Source organism: Paraburkholderia nemoris (assembly GCF_905221015.1).
Taxonomy (GTDB): domain Bacteria; phylum Pseudomonadota; class Gammaproteobacteria; order Burkholderiales; family Burkholderiaceae; genus Paraburkholderia; species Paraburkholderia nemoris.
Window position 1 is genome coordinate 26,178 of sequence record NZ_CAJNBO010000004.1, and the last position, 18,602, is coordinate 44,779.

Annotated in this window: 18 protein-coding genes and 1 pseudogene; 1 reads left to right on the forward strand and 18 read right to left on the reverse strand. The window is 61.5% G+C overall.

Annotation, left to right across the window (positions count from 1 at the left end):
- Positions 1-2: 2 nt before the first annotated feature.
- From KHO33_RS07030 to KHO33_RS07090, 13 genes and pseudogenes are all read right to left on the reverse strand, one after another.
- Positions 3-683: an urease accessory protein UreF gene (locus tag KHO33_RS07030; RefSeq protein ID WP_200564474.1), complete on the reverse strand. Its 681-nt coding sequence runs from the start codon at positions 681-683 to the stop codon at positions 3-5.
- On the reverse strand, positions 670-1,371 hold the full coding sequence (gene ureE, locus KHO33_RS07035; protein ID WP_200564289.1) for an urease accessory protein UreE: 702 nt from the start codon (positions 1,369-1,371) through the stop codon (positions 670-672). The genes KHO33_RS07030 and ureE overlap by 14 nt, the downstream gene beginning before the upstream one ends.
- Before the next feature lie 3 nt (positions 1,372-1,374).
- A complete protein-coding gene (ureC, locus tag KHO33_RS07040) occupies positions 1,375-3,081 on the reverse strand; it encodes an urease subunit alpha (protein ID WP_093636312.1) in 1,707 nt (568 codons plus the stop codon).
- A gap of 55 nt (positions 3,082-3,136) precedes the next feature.
- On the reverse strand, positions 3,137-3,442 hold the full coding sequence (locus KHO33_RS07045) for an urease subunit beta (RefSeq protein ID WP_054041797.1): 306 nt from the start codon (positions 3,440-3,442) through the stop codon (positions 3,137-3,139).
- A 17-nt stretch (positions 3,443-3,459) separates the two neighbouring features.
- Entirely contained in the window at positions 3,460-3,762 is a 303-nt protein-coding gene (ureA, locus tag KHO33_RS07050) for an urease subunit gamma (RefSeq protein ID WP_054041799.1), read from the reverse strand.
- A 172-nt stretch (positions 3,763-3,934) separates the two neighbouring features.
- On the reverse strand, positions 3,935-4,738 hold the full coding sequence (locus KHO33_RS07055; protein ID WP_054041802.1) for a transporter substrate-binding domain-containing protein: 804 nt from the start codon (positions 4,736-4,738) through the stop codon (positions 3,935-3,937).
- 227 nt (positions 4,739-4,965) lie between these two features.
- Positions 4,966-5,847, reverse strand: coding sequence for an urease accessory protein UreD (locus tag KHO33_RS07060; RefSeq protein WP_054041804.1), 882 nt, complete (start codon positions 5,845-5,847; stop codon positions 4,966-4,968).
- Positions 5,848-6,021: 174 nt separating this feature from the next.
- Positions 6,022-6,714, reverse strand: coding sequence for an urea ABC transporter ATP-binding subunit UrtE (urtE, locus tag KHO33_RS07065; protein WP_200564291.1), 693 nt, complete (start codon positions 6,712-6,714; stop codon positions 6,022-6,024).
- 56 nt (positions 6,715-6,770) lie between these two features.
- Positions 6,771-7,634, reverse strand: coding sequence for an urea ABC transporter ATP-binding protein UrtD (gene urtD, locus KHO33_RS07070; protein WP_054041807.1), 864 nt, complete (start codon positions 7,632-7,634; stop codon positions 6,771-6,773).
- Entirely contained in the window at positions 7,631-8,815 is a 1,185-nt protein-coding gene (gene urtC, locus KHO33_RS07075; RefSeq protein ID WP_054041809.1) for an urea ABC transporter permease subunit UrtC, read from the reverse strand. Before urtC ends, urtD begins: the two co-directional genes overlap by 4 nt.
- 1 nt (position 8,816) lies before the next feature.
- Positions 8,817-10,442 (reverse strand): urea ABC transporter permease subunit UrtB, encoded by a 1,626-nt coding sequence (gene urtB / locus KHO33_RS07080; RefSeq protein ID WP_234480495.1) that lies wholly within the window; start codon positions 10,440-10,442, stop codon positions 8,817-8,819.
- A gap of 141 nt (positions 10,443-10,583) precedes the next feature.
- Positions 10,584-11,882, reverse strand: coding sequence for an urea ABC transporter substrate-binding protein (gene urtA / locus KHO33_RS07085; protein ID WP_054041811.1), 1,299 nt, complete (start codon positions 11,880-11,882; stop codon positions 10,584-10,586).
- 482 nt (positions 11,883-12,364) lie between these two features.
- Positions 12,365-13,471, reverse strand: a pseudogene (locus KHO33_RS07090) (DUF3443 domain-containing protein); the annotation flags it as partial.
- A gap of 113 nt (positions 13,472-13,584) precedes the next feature.
- Between KHO33_RS07090 and KHO33_RS42025 the strand changes: the two are divergent.
- Positions 13,585-13,758 carry a hypothetical protein gene (locus KHO33_RS42025; RefSeq protein ID WP_234480496.1) on the forward strand — a complete coding sequence of 58 codons (174 nt, stop codon included), beginning with the start codon at positions 13,585-13,587 and terminating at the stop codon, positions 13,756-13,758.
- Positions 13,759-13,933: 175 nt separating this feature from the next.
- Here the strand turns inward: KHO33_RS42025 and KHO33_RS07095 are convergent, their stop codons facing one another.
- From KHO33_RS07095 to KHO33_RS07115, 5 genes are all read right to left on the reverse strand, one after another.
- A complete protein-coding gene (locus KHO33_RS07095) occupies positions 13,934-14,386 on the reverse strand; it encodes a DUF2844 domain-containing protein (RefSeq protein ID WP_200564296.1) in 453 nt (150 codons plus the stop codon).
- Between the two features lie 187 nt (positions 14,387-14,573).
- Complete coding sequence (locus KHO33_RS07100; RefSeq protein ID WP_200564298.1) at positions 14,574-15,896, reverse strand: DUF3443 domain-containing protein; 1,323 nt, start codon at positions 15,894-15,896, stop codon at positions 14,574-14,576.
- A gap of 25 nt (positions 15,897-15,921) precedes the next feature.
- On the reverse strand, positions 15,922-16,404 hold the full coding sequence (locus KHO33_RS07105) for a DUF2844 domain-containing protein (protein ID WP_054042889.1): 483 nt from the start codon (positions 16,402-16,404) through the stop codon (positions 15,922-15,924).
- Between the two features lie 298 nt (positions 16,405-16,702).
- Positions 16,703-18,250 (reverse strand): TolC family outer membrane protein, encoded by a 1,548-nt coding sequence (locus KHO33_RS07110; RefSeq protein ID WP_200564300.1) that lies wholly within the window; start codon positions 18,248-18,250, stop codon positions 16,703-16,705.
- 13 nt (positions 18,251-18,263) lie between these two features.
- On the reverse strand, positions 18,264-18,587 hold the full coding sequence (locus tag KHO33_RS07115) for a rhodanese-like domain-containing protein (protein ID WP_054042884.1): 324 nt from the start codon (positions 18,585-18,587) through the stop codon (positions 18,264-18,266).
- Positions 18,588-18,602: the final 15 nt, after the last annotated feature.

Sequence of the window (18,602 nt, forward strand, 5' to 3'; positions counted from 1 at the left end):
CTTTATGAGCGAAAGAGCCGCGAATACTGCGACTCGTGACGCGCCGACAGAATGCCCAATTGCGGCGCGAAGGTGTTGATGTTGTCGGGTGAAGTGGCCAAGGCGCGCGTGACGGCGGCATCGATCGGTTCGCGTAACGCGACGATGATGCGTTGACCGGCGAGTTGGCCGAGTGGCACGGCCTTCAATGCGGCAGCGGCCTGGTTTTCTACCCAGCTGAATGCGTAGGCCGCAAGAGCGGCGTCCGGCGCCGCGTCGTGGGCGAACGCGGCGAAGGCGAAAGCCGTGGGTTGGGCTAAGGGTTTGAGTGATGCCAAAGTCATGCGCCGTTCTGCGTCGCCCCATTCGAGCGAGACGCACAACTGACGCAGCGACCAGCCCATTTGTTCCGTTTCGCGTCTGAGTTCGGCGGACTCACGGCTTGCCAGGAATTCGCTGTTTGCTTCGCGCAAGCCGTCTGCGTCGTGCGCACGCCAACGTTCCATTTGATGTGCGAGAAACGGCAGTTCGCCACGCGCGAGCACGTCGGTTAGGCCGCTCGCGATCCAATCGCGTGCGGAATCGGCGTCGGTGATGAGTTGCGCTTCGATCGCGGCTTCGAGACCCTGCGAGTAGCTGAACGCGCCGATCGGCAATGCCGGCGACGCGAGATGCAGCAGCGCTGTGAGCTCAGCGATGCGCATGGTGATGATGCCCGTGGCTGCACGATTCGTCGTGGACGTGATCGTCGTCTTTGGGATCGTGCGAATGGTCGTGGTCATGGTCATGGTCATGCGAGCGACCGTGCGCGTGGCTGTGACCGTGTTCGTGATCATGGGAGTGACCATGCTCATGATCGTGAGCGTGCTCATGCCCATGATGCTCGCCGAACACCTGCTGAGCTAACGCATAGTCTTCAGCAAAGGTCTCATCGTGACCATGCTTGTGGCCGCCGCCATACGCACCCGATTCCGGCTGGAACGGCATCGACACCTGATCCACGCTCGCGCCGATACGCTTCAACATATCGGCAAGAACCGGATCGTATTCAAGCTTCAGATAATCCGCACCGACTTCAACGGGCGTATGACGATTGCCGAGGTGATAAGCGGCACGCGTCAGCGTCAACGCATCCCTGGCGCGCACAACCAACACGGCTTCAGGAGCGGCGACTACGCGTACCAAACCGCCATCATCAGCGACCAGAACATCGCCGTCGCGCAGCACCGTGCCGCGCGGCAATAACAACGCGACTTCCTCACCGTTATCCAGCGTTGCCGCGAGACGGCTCTTACGGCGGTCATCAAAAGCAAGCGTCAAAGTCGGCGCGCGCTTCACCAGCACAGGCGCCAACTTCAAATGCGGCGCAATCAGTTTGTCGATAGTGCGCATGGTTTAGAACAGAAAGTAACGTTGCGCCATCGGCAGTACAGTTGCCGGCTCGCAAGTCAGCAACTGACCATCAGCAATAACCTGATACGTCTCAGGATCGACGCTGATCGCCGGACGCCACGCGTTGTGAATCATGTCCGCCTTCGTGATCTTGCGGCAGTTCTTCACAGCAACGATACGCTTGTTCAGACCATAACGTTCGCCGACACCCGCGTCCGCAGCCAGCTGCGAAACGAAGGTCAGGGAAGTGCGTCCCAACGCACCGCCACGCGTCGCGAACATCTCGCGATAGTGGACCGGTTGCGGCGTCGGAATCGACGCGTTCGGGTCGCCCATCTGCGCCATCGCGATCATGCCGCCCTTCAGAATCAGCGACGGTTTGATGCCGAAAAACGCCGGCTCCCAGAACACCAGATCGGCCCACTTGCCCGGCTCGATCGAGCCGACTTCATGCGAGATGCCGTGCGTGATGGCCGGGTTGATGGTGTACTTGGCGACATAACGCTTCGCGCGGAAATTGTCGTGCCGCGCGTTATCTTCAGGAAGCGCGCCGCGCTGCACCTTCATCTTGTGCGCGGTCTGCCACGTGCGGATGATCACTTCGCCCACGCGTCCCATCGCCTGCGAATCCGACGACAGCATCGACAACGCGCCGAGGTCGTGCAGGATGTCTTCGGCAGCAATGGTCTCGCGACGAATGCGCGACTCGGCAAACGCGATATCTTCCGCAATCGACGGGTCCAGGTGATGGCACACCATCAGCATGTCGAGATGCTCTTCGAGCGTGTTGACGGTGTACGGCCGCGTCGGATTGGTCGACGAGGGCAGCACGTTCGCTTCGCCGCACACCTTGATGATGTCCGGAGCGTGGCCGCCGCCTGCGCCTTCCGTGTGATACGTGTGGATCGTGCGGCCCTTGAACGCGGCCACAGTCGCTTCCACAAAACCGGCTTCGTTCAGCGTATCTGTGTGGATCGCGACCTGCGTGTCGGTGTCGTCGGCGACGGAAAGACAGTTGTCGATTGCAGCCGGCGTCGTGCCCCAGTCTTCGTGCAGCTTCAAACCGATCGCGCCAGCGGCGATCTGCTCCAAAGCAGGCTGCGGCTGACTCACATTGCCCTTGCCGAGAAAGCCGAGATTCATCGGATAACCATCGGCCGCTTGCAGCATGCGTTCGAGATGCCACGGACCCGGCGTGCAAGTCGTCGCGTTCGTACCCGTTGCCGGACCCGTGCCGCCGCCGAGCATGGTCGTCACGCCGCTCGCGAGTGCTTCTTCGATCTGCTGCGGGCTGATGAAGTGGATGTGCGTATCGATGCCACCCGCCGTCACGATCAGGCCTTCGCCGGCGATCACTTCGGTGGACGCCCCGATTGCGATCGTTACGTTCGGCTGGATGTCGGGATTGCCCGCTTTGCCGATCGCGGCGATGCGGCCGTTCTTGATACCGATGTCGGCCTTGACGATGCCCCAGTGATCGAGAATCACCGCATTCGTCACGACGGTATCGACCACGTCGGCATGCACGCGTTGCGACTGGCCCATGCCGTCGCGAATCACTTTGCCGCCGCCGAATTTCACTTCTTCGCCGTAAGTCGTGAAGTCGCGTTCGACTTCGATCAGCAACTCGGTATCGGCGAGGCGCACGCGGTCGCCAGTGGTGGGGCCGAACATTTCCGCGTATGCGCGGCGGCCGATGCGTAATGTCATGATGAGGGTCCGGAAATGAGCAGGGTGGTCAGAGCAAGCGTGCGCGGTTGGCGCATCAGAGCTTGCCCATCACCTTGCCGTTGAAGCCGTAGACGACGCGGTCGCCCGCCAGTTCGACCAGTTCGACCGTGCGTTCCTGGCCGGGCTCGAAGCGCACGGCGGTGCCCGCTGCGATGTTGAGCCGGAAGCCGCGCGCCGCTTCACGATCGAAGGAGAGCGCCTCGTTCACTTCATAGAAGTGATAGTGCGAGCCGATCTGCACCGGACGGTCGCCGGTATTCGACACGACCACCGTAACGGTGGCGCGGCCCGCGTTGAGTTCGTGTTCGCCGTCGTCGATGAGGAGTTCGCCGGGAATCATGGGGCTGCCTTGCGTGATTAGGGGATCGGGTGATGAACGGTGACGAGCTTGGTGCCGTCGGGGAACGTGGCTTCGACCTGGATGTCGGGGATCATTTCCGGCACGCCTTCCATCACGTCGGCGCGCGTCAGCAGCGTGGTGCCGTAGTGCATGACCTCGGCGACCGTTTTGCCGTCACGGGCCGCTTCCATCAGCGCGGCGGTGATGAAAGCGATCGCTTCCGGGTAATTCAGTTTGAGGCCGCGAGCGCGGCGCCGTTCGGCGAGCAGCGCGGCGGTGAAGATCAGCAGCTTGTCCTTCTCGCGAGGTGTCAGCTTCATCGGATGTCAGGTTGGGTTACGCCCGTCCCAGCCAGGACAGGCGTTGGATGCGATCGGGGTCGCGCTTCGTTGTGCGCCGTCGCGGCCGCATCGAAATACGACGCGAAACAAACCGCGACAAGCTTACTGCCAGATCAGCTTACAAAGATATCAAGCTGAATTAACGACCTGCTTACAGGTTGGCCGGCAAGGGTGCGCCGAACCACTTCTTCGACATCGTGTTGAGCGTGCCGTCCGCCTTCGCTTGGGCGATGGCGGCGTTGACCTTCGCCTGCAGCCGGCTTTCATTCTTATTCATGCCGACGAAACATGGCGAATCCTTTATGACGAACTTAGGTTCCGGACGGCGCGGCGGATTCTTCGCATTGATCGCGGCGGCGACGATATTGCCGGCAGCGATCAACTGCACTTGGCCCGAGAGAAACGCGGCGATGGTCGCGTTGTTATCTTCGAAGCGTTTGATGGTGGCGTTCGGCGCCATTTGCGTGAGACCGATTTCTTCGAGCGCGCCGCGCGTCGCGCCGACCGTCTTGCCGGTGAGATCGGCGGGGCCGGTGACCTTGATGTCGGCGGGACCGAACACGCCTTGGTAATACGGCGCATACGCCGTCGAGAAATCGATGACCTTGTCGCGCTCAGGCGTTTTGCCGAGCGACGAGATCACCAGATCGACCTTACCCGTTTGCAAATACGGAATACGGTTCGCGCTGTTGACCGGCACGAGTTCGAGCTTCACGTTCATCGACTTCGCGAGCATCGCGGCGGTATCGATGTCGTAGCCTTGCGGTTTCATATCCGCGCCGACCGAGCCGAACGGCGGATAGTCCTCGGGAACTGCGACTTTCAGCACGCCGGCTTTGGTGATGTTGTCGAGCGTATCCGCGTGGGCAGCGGGCGCATTGATGGCGAGGACGGGCGAGAGCAGCAGTGCGGCGAGCCAGGCGCGACGCGCAGGGCGAAGGGTCGATCGGGTCATGTTAGGCGAGCGGTGGTGGCGGGTGGTCGGCTGCCGTCAGGACGCGGCAGCATCGTGGGGGATTCGACGCAAGGTATGTGCCATGGCGGTGCAGCATGGCTTGGCGGGGTGAAAGATGCGGTGACGCACCGACTTGGAGCAGTCAAATGCGCCGGATTGGTGCTTGTGATGGCTTACGAAGGTGAAAGGCGCGCTCGGGCTGCGAGGCGCCTTTGCTGATGTGCGAATCAGGTCGACCAGATTCGAAGTGGCACAGCGTCGACACCATGCACGACTGGGCGCAACTGAAGCCAGCATTGAGTCAAAGCACGCTGCAGCGTCTCCATTGACCGCGAAACCGCCCGCACGAGTAAAACCCCTTCAGTGACACAGGAAGCCGCCGCCCGCAACGATTCATCAAACGGTAGCTGGGCAGTGAGCGCTTCAGCGAGTGCGTCATCGCAGGCCGTCCCGACCGCCCAGAGCGTGCCATACGCAGGAAACCCGGCCAGGCCTTGCGCGGCATCCCGCAATGAATCATCCGCGCTGAGGCTCGCGCGTTCGAGCCACAGCGCCTCGCCATTCGCTCCAACGATCCGCGATACGGCTCGCAACTGCCCGTTTGACCATCGCTCACCAGCCGCTTGCCGCCCGAGCTGAGTCGCGTCCCACCCAATCGCGGTAGCGCCTTCGCCAAGCGTCAGCGAAAAATCCAGCATCGCGTTGGCTTGATCGAAAACGATATTGTTCTGCGGCAGCCAGTCGAGCTTTGCCTGAGGGCCGACACGCACCGAAATATTCTGCCGCGCCGCACGGCCATTGGACTTGTACCACTTGGTTGCGCCGGGCGTCGTGATCACGGCATGGGCACCGTCGCCGACATCCACCTCGATATCGAGTTGATCGCCGCCCGCGATCCCACCCGGCGGATGCACGATTACTGCGTGGCAGATCGCATGGCCTTCCGGATAGAGCGGCCGTTGCACGCGCAACGGACCATCATGCAGCCGATGCTTGAGCGTGGTCCGTTCGCCGTCTTTGACGAAGCCGAGTTCGAGGCGCGCGCGCCATTGTGAGTGCGCAGTGGGTTGCGCGGTGGCGAGTGCAGCGTGGTTTTCGTGAAGCGACATGCGAGCGGACTTGCGAATGAATGAGCGGCTAGGCGCGCTATTGGGCACAGTAACTGACGCGGCAACAGACGCGTCAATGCGCAGCGTGCCTGCACGCGTTAGGCAACGACGAGCCGCGTTGCCACAGGATGCGGCGAGAATAGCACGCCGTGCTGTTTGTGCTGTTTGTGCCGCTCAGACGGCGATCAGTGCACGTACGCCGTCCGTATCCATGTTGGCGCCTTCGCCGCCCGCGACGATTTCACCGCGGCTCATCACCCAATACCGATCAGCGATCTCTTTGGCGAAGTCGTAATACTGTTCGACGAGCAGCACGGTCATGCCCATTTCTTCGACCAACTGACGCAGCGTGCGGCCAATGTCCTGAATGATCGATGGTTGGATACCTTCGGTGGGTTCATCGAGGATCAGCAACTGTGGATCGCTCATCAGCGCACGGCCGATTGCGAGCTGTTGTTGTTGGCCGCCGGAGAGATCACCGCCGCGGCGGCTGCGCATGTCCTTCAGGACGGGGAAGAGTTCGTAGATACGATCCGGGACTTTCTTCGGGGCTTTTTTGCTGGCAGCGCCGACCAACAGATTTTCTTCGACGGTTAGCCGCGGGAAGATGTCGCGGCCTTGCGGGACGTAGGCGAGACCTTTCTCAACGCGTGAGTAGGTCGGCAGCTTGGTGATCGGTGCGCCCCGCCAGGCAATCGAGCCGCTCTTGGTCTGGACGACGCCCATCAGGCATCGAAGCAAGGTTGTTTTGCCCACGCCATTGCGACCGAGCAACACGGTGAGCTTGCCGTCAGGCACGGTGAGTTTCACATCACGGAGAATGTGGCTGCCGCCGTAGTACTGGTTGAGGTTTTCTACTTCTAACATGTCGGTCGATCCTTGAATTCTGGTGGCTTTTTGCGGCCGTGATTTGATTGTGGCCGTTACCGCCCGAGATAAGACTCGATCACCGTCTCATCTCTCTTCACCTCATCAAGCGTGCCGTGGGCGAGCACTCGCCCTTCGGCCATCACCGTGACCTTGCCCTTCTCACCCGAAAGCGCCGCGACAAACTCCATATCGTGTTCGACAACCATCATCGAACAACTCCCGCGCAAGTGATTGAGCAGCTCAGCCAATTGCATGGTCTCGTCGTCGGTCATGCCCGCGGCGGGCTCGTCGAGCAACAGCAGCGCCGGTTTCTGCATCAGCAACATGCCGATCTCGAGCCGCTGTTTCTGTCCATGCGACAACTCACCGGCAAGCCGCCGTGCTTCGCTCTCCAAGCCAATCAAAGCCAACGTCTCTTCAATCCGCGCTTGCGCCTCACGATCCAATCGCGCACGCAAAGAAGCCCACCATCCCTTGTCAGCCTTCATGGCCAACTCAAGGTTCTCCCACACGGGATGCTGTTCAAAAACAGTAGGCTTCTGAAACTTGCGCCCAATCCCCGCACGCGCAATAGAAGGCTCATTCATCCGCGTCAAATCGATCGACTGCCCCAGAAAAACCTTGCCTGAATCCGGCTCCGTCTTCCCGGTGATGACATCCATCATCGTCGTCTTGCCCGCACCATTCGGCCCGATGATGCAGCGCAACTCACCCGCGTTGATCGATAAAGTCAGCGCATTCAACGCGCGAAATCCATCGAAACTCACGGTCACGTCTTCAAGGTACAGAATCGTTCCGTGCGAAACATCGATCTCGCCCGGCACCACCGCGTGCCCCATGCTCGCGACACCGCTTAGCGACCGTTCAGCAGGCTCTTCGGGTAATGCAAGATCAGGAACCATCGGGTTTTCGTTCATGAACGGTTCCTCTTGCGCGTGACCATTTCGATCAGCCCCATGATGCCGTTCGGCAACAACAGCGGGACCAGCACGAAAATCAGACCAAGAAAGAACAGCCAGTATTCAGGGAAGTTCGCCGTAAAAAAGCTCTTCGCGCCATTCACCGCGAACGCGCCGATGATCGGTCCGATCAACGTGCCGCGTCCACCCACCGCAACCCAGATCGCCATCTCGATCGAGTTGCCCGGCGACATCTCGCCCGGGTTGATGATGCCGACCTGCGGCACGTACAACGCGCCCGCAATCCCGCACAAAACAGCGGAGACGGTCCATACGAACAGTTTGTACGCGAGCGGGCTGTAGCCGAGGAACATCAAACGCGTTTCGCCGTCACGTACCGCAGTGACCACGCGGCCGAGCTTCGACGTGACGATTGCCCGCGCGCCGATGAAGGCCAGGACCAACACCGCGAACGTGATCAGCAGAAGGGCAGTGCGCGTGCCCGGATGCGTAATCGGAAAACCGCCGATACGTTTGAAGTCCGTGAAGCCGTTGTTGCCGCCGAATCCCGTTTCGTTGCGGTAGAACAGCAGCATGGCGGCAAACGTCATCGCCTGCGTGATGATCGACAGATATACGCCCTTCACCCGCGAACGGAACGTGAAGAAGCCGAACACCCACGCGACCACCGCCGGCACCAGTACCACCAACAGCAGCGCATAGCCGAGGTGCTGCGTGCCTTCCCAGTACCACGGCAGTTGGTGCCAGTCGAGAAACACCATGAAGTCGGGCAGGTCGCTGCCGTATTTGCCTTCGTGGCCGATCGAACGCATCAGGTACATGCCGATCGCGTAGCCGCCCAACGCAAAGAACAACGCGTGTCCCAGGCTCAGAATGCCGCAATAGCCCCACACGAGATCGAGTGCCAGCGCAGCGATTGCGTAGCACATGAACTTGCCGGTGATCGTCATCGCGTACGCGGACAGATGGAACGCGCTCGTTTCCGGGACCACCAGCGTGGCGAATGGCACGCCGAGACCGAACACGATGATCAGTGCGATCAGCGCGAGCCACGCACGGCGTGACAGCAATGCAGGACGCGGCGGCAAGCCGAGCGCGAAGCCGGACTGCGCTTCGCGTCCGGCAACAGCGCCGCCGCTCGCTGAGCCGACGTGAGCCGAAGAGGTAGCCGATGTCATCTCATGCCTCCGCGCTGCGGCCCTTGAGGGCGAACATGCCCTGCGGACGCTTCTGGATGAACAGCACGATCAGCACGAGCACCGCGATCTTGGCGAGCACAGCACCCCAGAACGGCTCGATCGCCTTGCTGATCAACCCGAGACCGAAGCCGCCGATCACCGTGCCGGCGAGTTGGCCGACACCGCCGAGCACCACGGCCATGAACGAATCGATGATGTAGCTCTGGCCAAGGTCCGGGCCCACATTGCCGATCTGCGACAGCGCGCAGCCACCCAGGCCGGCAATGCCCGCGCCAAACGCGAACGCATACGAATCGACACGCGCGGTTTTCACGCCGACGCATGCTGCCATCCGCCGGTTTTGCGTGACGGCTCGCACGAACAGACCCAAGCGGGTTTTAGTCAGGACAGCCCACGCAATCCCGACGACGATCAGCGAAAACGCCAGAATCGCCAGCCGGTTATACGGCAGGATCAGATTCGGCAGCACGGTCACGCCGCCGCTCATCCACGCAGGGTTGATCACCTGCACGTTCTGCGCGCCGAACACCATGCGTGTCGCCTGAATCAGAATCAGGCTGACGCCGAAGGTGGTTAGCAGGGTTTCGAGCGGACGGCCATACAAATGCTTCAACACCAGCCGTTCGAGCACGATGCCGACCAGTCCGGCTGCAGCGAATGACGCCGGCACGGCCAGCAGCGGATACCAGTCGAATGCGCCGGGCGCAAAGCGCTGGAACAGGTTCTGCACGACGTAGGTGGCGTACGCGCCGATCATAAGGAATTCGCCGTGCGCCATGTTAATCACGCCGATCAGCCCATACGTGATTGCGAGACCCAATGCGGCGAGCAGCAGCACGCTGCCGAGCGACAAGCCCGCGAACAATGTGCCCGCGATCTGGCTGCGGCGCTGGATCGAATCGAGTTCGTCGATGCCGCTTTGCGCGGCGGAGCGCACGCGATCGTCCGCTTCGTTGAAGGTGCCGTCCGGCTTCTTCGCGACGAGCGGACGCAGCAATTCGTTCATGTCGAGATCGTGACGCGCGGCGACAAGTTGCACGGCTTCGAGACGCTTGGCCGGGTCGGCGTCGTGCAATGCGGTCATTGCCCACAGCGTGTCGAGGCGCTTCTTCAGCGCCGGGTCGGTTTCCTTTGCACGCGCCGCATCGACGAGCGGTTTGATCGACGGGTCTGGGTTTTGCAGCAATGCGGTGACGGCGGCGTCGCGCGTCGCGGCGTCGGGTGAATCGAGTTGCAGGCCAGAGAGTGCGCCCGCCACTTTCGAGCGCAGCAGGTTGTTCAGAGTGACCGGTTGTGCGTCGCCCGCGGCGACCGTCTTGCCGGTGACGGCATCGCGCGCCGTGTCGCCGTCTTGCAACAGCACTGCGCCGGAATCGGTGGCGAGCGCGCTGTCTTCGGACAGGGCTTTGAGCACCGCGAGCGATTCTTTGTCGTGGTTGGCAATCAGTTTGTCGATTGCCGCGGATTTCGCATCGAAGTCGTCACCGGCGAGCGGCGCGACATCGGCCGGAGCGAGCGCAAAGGCGGTCAGCGGCGCGCTAACGATAAGCGCGAGCGCGAGGCCGCCGATGCTGCGTCGTGCGAATTTCGGAAATGAAAACGCCATGATGGCCTTTGAAGAAAAACCGGCGAGGCGGCGCGGCATCGAGGTGATGCGCCGGTGCCACGCCGTTGTCTTGCGTCTTGCAGTGTCCTGGACAGAGCCGTGGTTCAGTTCCGGCTCTGCCCTGGAGGTTCAGACTCAGGCTCAGGCGACTCGCGAGCGCTTCAGGAACGCGGGAATCGAACTGACCACATCCGGCTTGCTCGAATTGCCGGCAATGAACGGACTCCACGGTTGCGCGCGAATCGCGGTCTTGGTGCGCCACACCACGTTGAACTGGCCATCGGCACGCACTTCGCCGATCATCACCGGCTTGTGCAGATGGTGATTGCCGTCCATTTCGAGCGTGAAGCCCGACGGCGCTGCAAACGTCTGGCCGACCATCGCCACGCGCACCTTGTCGACATCCGTGCTCTTCGCTTTTTCGACGGCCTGCTTCCACATATGGATGCCGACGAACGTCGCTTCCATCGGGTCATTCGTCACGCGCTTGGTGCCGCCCGGCAGGTTGTTGTCCTTGACCCATGCGGCCCATTGCTTCTTGAACTTCTCGTTGGCCGGGTTGCGCAGCGACATGAAGTAGTTCCATGCCGCGAGATTGCCGACCAGCGGTTTCGTATCGATGCCGCGCAGCTCTTCTTCGCCGACCGAGAATGCGACGACCGGCACGTCCGACGCCTTCAGCCCCTGGTTGCCGAGTTCTTTGTAGAACGGCACGTTCGAGTCGCCGTTGACGGTCGAGATCACCGCGGTCTTGCCGCCCTGCGAGAAGGTCTTGATGTTCGCGACGATGGTCTGATAGTCGCTGTGCCCGAACGGCGTGTAGACCTCCTGGATATCGGCTTCCTGCACGCCTTTCGACTTGAGGAACGCGCGCAGGATCTTGTTGGTCGTGCGGGGGTACACATAGTCGGTGCCCAGCAGGAAGAAGCGCTTGGCGCCGCCGCCTTCCGCGCTCATCAGGTATTCGGTTGCCGGAATCGCTTGCTGATTCGGCGCGGCGCCCGTGTAGAACACGTTGCGCGACATTTCTTCGCCTTCGTACTGCACCGGGTAAAACAGCAGACCGTTCAGTTCTTCGAACACCGGCAGCACCGACTTGCGCGACACCGACGTCCAGCAGCCGAACACGACCGCGCACTTTTCCTGGGTGATCAGTTGACGCGCTTTTTCGGCGAACAGCGGCCAGTTCGACGCCGGGTCCACGACCACCGGCTGCAGTTGGCGGCCCATGACGCCGCCGTTCTTGTTGATGTCCGCGATGGTCATCAGCGCGGTGTCTTTGAGCGATGTCTCCGAGATCGCCATCGTGCCTGACAAGGAATGTAGAACGCCTACTTTGATCGGACCGCTGCCCGATTGAGCCTGAGCAAACGGAACCTTACTTGCAAGCGCCAATGCGCCCGACATGGAGCCGAACTTCAACAGACTACGACGTTTCATGTATTTCCCCTTGCCATTGATGGTGAATGTTTATGGGCGTCGATTTCAGCCAGCAGGGCTTATCCCGCATGACTTGCCGCTTGTGTACTGCAAGGCACATGCCATGTAGTAATTTCGACTTGAAGTCCGCGGATGCCGTGCTGTGAGGCGGTGGTGCGCCGGGTAAGTTATGCGCAACGCGGCGCAAAATTGGTGCAGGAGTGGGGTGTGCGCCTCGTTCAGGTGCGTGCCGCGCCGCAACGAAGCGTGTCGATCGGCCAGCGGGCGTCGGCGGTGCATGGTCGCTGCGCCTTTGTGCATGGGTGTGCTCTGCCTACGCTGCGGGTGGTGGTGGGCAGCGCATGAGGTTTATCGGACGCGGGCGTGGATATCGCGGTGTGGGATTCGGCGGGATTTCAGTGGGAGTGGTCGCAAGAAAAGAGGCCGGCGCCTCGCGGCGCCGGCCTCTTCTTTGTACACGACATCTGTGTTGCAGCTGATTGTCAGAAGGCGACGAACGGCCCAGTCTGCGTACCGATCTTGGCGCCTTCGAGCACGGTGTACACACTACGGCCGAAGAAGAACGGTAGACCCCACAGGAAGTAATTGGAGAGAGTCTGATAGGCCCCCAGACTGTCAAAAGCGGCGTACTGACTGGCCATCAGGTTCATCGCATTACCCACTTGGAACGACGCCGCCACGGATGTAGCTGACCCATTGCTCGGTTTGAGCGCGGCGGTCAGGCTAAGCGCGGACGTTGGTATGTACATCAACGAATATTTGTTTTCCGGAATAGTGCTGTCCTGGAAGAAGTTCGCGCCTGAACCGCTATCGATCGCGCTTTGGACGAACGATTTGCCCTTGTAAATGGTCGTGAAGAAACCCGTCTGGTCCACAGGTACGACATTCGCCGTCGACGGCAGCACATTGTTTTGACGCGTGCCGACGCCGAACACCAGTTCTCCCGTGGCCGTGGCTTGACCGTCGGAGGGCAACGCCGGCAAGCGGATGATTGTGCCGTTGTTGTCCGAAGTGAAGTTGGCTACCGGATTCATGACTTGCGTGTCGAGCGGTACGCGCGTTCTAGTGCACGAAGACGGAGACACGCAATAGTAGTAGTACGCCGGAGAGGCGGACTGCGCAGCGCTAGGGAAGTCGCGCGCCCTATGGCCGATGCCGATCACACCGTTTGCACCGAGCTCGGCAACCGTGCTCAAGTCAGTGCCGCCGCGCGGGACGCAGCTCGCGAGTCCGGTGGCATATGCGCTCTCGCCGATCACCTGGATCGGCAGGTTGCCGGCCGTCTTGCCGCCGATTGCCACGTCAGCCCGTTTGACCGGCCCCCACGTATAGCCGGAGGCGAACGGCGCACATTGGGCGATTGGCGCACCACCGGTCGGGTCGTCCGTAGCCCCAGTCTGTGCTGGCAATCGGGAGGCGAGCGTGGAATCCAAGGCACTCGCCATCACGCGCACGCCAATCGAACCGGTATCGAGCAACATATGATCGACGGTGGAGCATTGCGTGCTTCCTTGTGAGCCGGGGAGGCATATGGTTGCGCTCACGTAAAGCATGTTGGTTTGGCCCATCGTCCGATCGACGATGATCGGGACCGTGTTGACGTCGGTGACCGGAGTCGGAGTCGGCGTCGGAGTCGGCGTCGGAGTCGGCGTCGGAGTCGGAGTCGGAGTCGGAGTCGGAGTCGGAGTCGGAGTCGGAGTCGGTGTCGGTGTCGGAGTCGGCGTCGGAGTCGGAGTCGGAGTCGGAGTCGGAGTCGGAGTCGGTGTCGGTGTCGGCGTCGGCGTCGGCGTCGGCGTCGGCGTGGGAGTCGGAGTCGGAGCCGGTGTCGGACTCGGACTCGGGCTCGGACTCGGACTCGGACTCGGCGAAGGCGTAGGATTCGACGTCGGCGTCGCCGGCTTATCGTTGTCTTTAGTCGCGTCCGAATTGCCGTCGTCGCCACTGCCACCACCGCATGCTGATAGAGCCAAGCTAGCCGTTAGCAACGCGAAGCAAAGTTTCTTATTGAGGGTTGTCATGTTTCTTGTGTTCCGTGAAATCGATGTGCCGTGTCACTGCAGATCGTCAACACGAACATTCGCGGGGACGAGGCGCGGCAGAACGGCCTTGCCGAAGAAGTTTCCTGCCCTGCCTGCCGACTCGATCTGAAAATCGCCATTGCGTTCGATCAATGGACCGGTGCCGCGCGCGCGGCCCGCACCGGCGGCGACAGCGTTCGGAAAATAGCTGCCAAGTAGCGCAACCATGTCGGGGCGCACCGGCCCTTGCCACGAGACGGCAAATACGACATTGGTAGGCAGCACGTATTCGCGAATCCTGACGCCGTCGGTGTCATGTGACTCGCGCACGGTATAGGCCGTGGTTAAAGCAGAAGGGGAAGTGGGCGCTGCCGATTGGAGCAAGGACTTCGGGGCCGAACCCGCACCCGGTGCCCCACCCAACGCCGCATACGACGCGAGCGGCAAAAGAGCCGACACGGCCAGCACGATCTTTACAAATCTCATCACATTGCTCCAAAAAACAGGTCGGAGCATGTTGCCTGCGGGCGATTAATGAGAGGCTCTGAAACGTCCTAACGATAAGTAGGAAACGCCGATGCGATTCGGCCGCTTCCGCGCGGCGCCAGCAGGTAGGAAAGCAGGAGGCAGACGTCTCGCAACGCTGCCTCCCAAACAAGACACGATGCAATCGTCAGAACGCGACGAACGGTCCAGTCAGTTTGCCGATCTTGGAGTTTCCGATCACCGTATACACGCTGCGGCCATAGAAGAACGGCAAGCCCCAGAGGAACATGCGGCTGTGCGTGGAGTACGCACCGACGTTGTTGTACGCAGCGTTACCGCTTGCTATCAAGTTCAGTGCGTTGTCGATCGGGAAGGTCACGCTAACCGGCGGACTGGACCCGTCGGTGGGCTCCATTGTTGCCGTCAGGTTGAGCGGGCTCGACGGCGTGTACCACTCCCACTCGGAAGCCGTGGGAATCGCGTCGTCGGGGAACAAGTACGCATTCGTGCCGCTATCGATGGCGCTCCAGTTAAGTACGGTGCCGTGATACTGGGTCGTCATAGTGGCGTACTCGTCGAGCGCAAAGATGTTGGCATTGGCCGGCGGCGTATTGTTCGACTGGGTGCCGACGCCGAATATCAACTGACCTGAGACACCCGCCTGGCCGCCCGCTGCAATCGCCGGCAAGCGGATGACCGTGCCGTTGTAGTCGGCGTCGAATGCCGCGACCGGGTTCATCACCTCCTTGGCAACAGTCATGCGTGTACTGACGCAGGAATTCGCCGATGGGCAGTAGTAGTAGAGTCCAGGTACCGCCTTCTGCAGCGCGTCCTTTGAGTCTTGAACGCCGTGTCCAATTCCCAGGATACCGTTGGCGCCGAGACTTCTCGCGGTGCTGAGGTCTGCCCCACCGCGTGCAGCGCAGTCCGCTGGCGTGCTAAATGCGCCGTCGCCGGTCACCTGGATCGGAATGTTGCTCGCCGTCCGGTTGCCGATCGTGATGTCAGCACGCTTGACCGAGCCCCATGTGAAGCCGGAGGCAAACGTCATGCATTCGGCGATCGGGAAGGCGCGGGTATTGTCGTCGGGAGCACCGACTTGCGTGAGCAACTGTGAATTGAGCGACTGCAGCGCGCTGGCCGCAATGCGTACGCCCGTCGATCCGGTGTCGACCAGCATGCGGTCGACGGTCACGCACGGCCCTTTGCCCTGCGTGCCGGGCGCGCACACCTGGATCGAGGCGTACAGCATGTTGATGCTGCCCATTGAGTTGTCGACGCGGACGGTTACCGTATTGTTCTTGTCGGTTTTGATGTTGCTCGTATAGCCGGCGTTACCCGAGCCGCTGGTACCGCCGGAGCCGTTGGGCGGGGTAATCCAGTCGGGCGTGGCGTTCCAGCCTATGGAGCTGCCGTCACCGCTGCTCCCACCGCTTCCACCGCCGCAAGCCGCAAGTAGAACGCTGGCAGCCGTCATGGCCGCCCAGAACGTTTTGTGAATAGTTTTCATATTTTTCCGTAACTCGGTGGCCGTCTTATTTCAGATCGCCCGGGCGGACGCCGGCAGGTTTCAGACGGGGGAGATAGGCGATGCCGAAGAAGTGGCCGAGGCGGCCGGCAGACTCGACGCGAAAGTCGTCATTACCTTCGACCATGGGGCCGGGGCCGCGCACACGACTTTCACCGGCGTTCACGTAGTTGGGGAAATAGCTGCCGAGCAGCGCCTTCATATCCGGCCGTATGGGCCCTTCCCAAGTGACCGCGAACACGACATTGCTGGGCAGCACGTATTCGCGAATCGTGACGCCGTCGGCGTCGCGCGACTCGCGCACGGTGTAGGGCGCCGCGGTGGTTGCGCTGGCCGCGCCAGTGCCCGTGCTTGCAGCGTCGGCAGACTGCGGTGTGGCGCGTAGCATCACCGGCGAGGATGAACTGGAGCTCGGCGCACCGCCTAAAACCGCATACGACGCAAGTGGCAACAGCGTTGCCGCCAGCATCGCGATCTTCAAAACCTTCATCACCGTGCTCCTCCAAAAATGGTCGGAGCATGGTGCCCGGGTCGCGGTCAGGAAAGTCTCAGAAAATGCTGCGGCGTGGACCGGAAGGATCGCAACGAAGGGACGGTGTCAGGGAGGTGGGAAAGGGTCGTCGCACTGAGGATGTGCGAAGAGTCACATGCGTCGGAAAATGGGAACGTCAGCAGGCATTGACAGCAAGTAAACATGGACAAGCAGCAGATAGCCCACCCGCGCAACGAATGAAGCGCTGCGTAGACAAAGGATCAATCGGGGAATGAAAAAGATGAAGCGAATCGGTTTACTGCGGCGCCGTCACATTCGGCAACGCCAGTCGACCGCGCTTCCCGGCCGCGCCTTTCGCCGCCACGCCCGGATGCGGCACAGCCGGTACCTGCGGAAGCGCGGTCAACGAACCATCATCGACCGGCGACAGTAGCGCGCTCAACTGCAGCACGTCCTGATCGGTCAGATTAGCAGTCGAAGCCTTCAGCTTGAGACTATTGATGAGCGTGTCATAACGCGCCTTCGCCAGATCGCGACGCGCCGAGAACAACTGATCCTGCGCGTTGAGCACATCGATATTGATCCGCACGCCGACCTGATAACCAAGCAGATTCGATTCAAGCGAGGTATTCGCCGAACGCTCGGCAGTCTGCAACGCGCGCACCTGCGCAAGCCCGCTCACCACACCAAGAAACGCCTGCCGTGCCGACAGCGCCGCATTGCGCCGAGCTGTATCGAGATCGGCCGCCGCCTGGTCTTCGAGCGCGCGCGTCTGACGCACACGGCTTTGCGTCGCGCCGCCCGCAAAGATCGGAATCGTGAGCTGCACGCCGATCGTGCTGTTCGTGTACGTGGACCCCAGATTACCCAGTTCCGCGGCGAGCGCTGGCGTACCAGGCGAGGGCGTATTCGCGCCGCTGCCAAATCCACCACCGAAATTGCCGCCGAAGTTACCCGCACCGGCCGCACCGAGACTGCTGCGCGAGCGGCTCGCGACCAGGTCGACGGTCGGCAGATGGCCGGCCTTGGCCTTCGACGTTTCGCGTTGTGCACTATCCAGCGCGATCTGCTTCAGCACAACCTGGTAGTTCGCGTCGGTGGCCGCGTCGACCCACAGATTGATATCGGCGGGCACGGGTGGCGGCAGCGGCGCACCGACGGCGAGTCCATCCACGCGCTCGACCGGATGCCCAACAATCTGCTGCAACGTGGCGAGCTTTACCGCGAGATCGTTCTGCGCGGCGATTTCCTGCGAGATCGCCTGATCGTATTTAGCTTGGGCTTCGTTGGTATCCGTGATCGTCGTATTGCCGACTTCAAAAGAACGCTTGGCCGATTCGAGCTGCTGCGCGATCGACGCCTTCTGCGAGCGCACAATCGCGAGACTGTCCTGTGAGGCGAGCGTGTCGAAGTAAGCCTGGCCAAGCCGCACAATCAGATCCTGCCGCGCCTGTGCAAACGAGGCCTGCGCCGAATCCACCGCGAGCTTGCCCTGCGCGTAGCCGTACCAGCTATCGACGTGAATCAGCGGCTGCGTAAGCGAAATCGTGTAGCCATTGCTATTGCCGTACGACGCAGGAAAGCCGCCGCCGAAATCGGTGTTCTGGCGATTCGCGGTGAGCGACGCGGAGACTTGCGGCAGCAGTTTGGCGCGAGCGAGCGGCAACTCTTCGCTATTGGCGGCAAGCGCCGCACGCGCGCTTTGCAACTGCGCGTCGCTCGAGAGTGCTTCGTCGTAAAGCTGGGAGAGGCCGACGGCGTGTGCCGGGATCGGAAGAAACGCGAGAGCCGCGCAATGAAGCGCCAGAGCGGCCGCTTGGACCGGCACCCGCCGACGGATCATCGCGACCGTGCGATCAATAGGTGGGAACGGTCGGATCGACCTGACGCGACCACGCGTCGATCCCGCCTTGCAGATTGAAGACGTTGGTGTGGCCGCGCGATTCGAGGAACATCGCGACCTGGGCGCTGCGCGCACCGTGATGGCACACGCAGACGATTTGCACGTCGTCGTCGAGCTCTTCGCTGCGTGCGGGAATCTCACGCATCGGGATCGACACGGCGCCGGCAATCGACGCCGTCTGGATTTCCCACGGTTCACGCACGTCGAGCAGCACGGGTGCAGGGCGCGATTGATCGGCGAGCCATTCAGCGAGCGCGGGAGCGGTCAGATTTTGCATCAGCAGGACATCCAG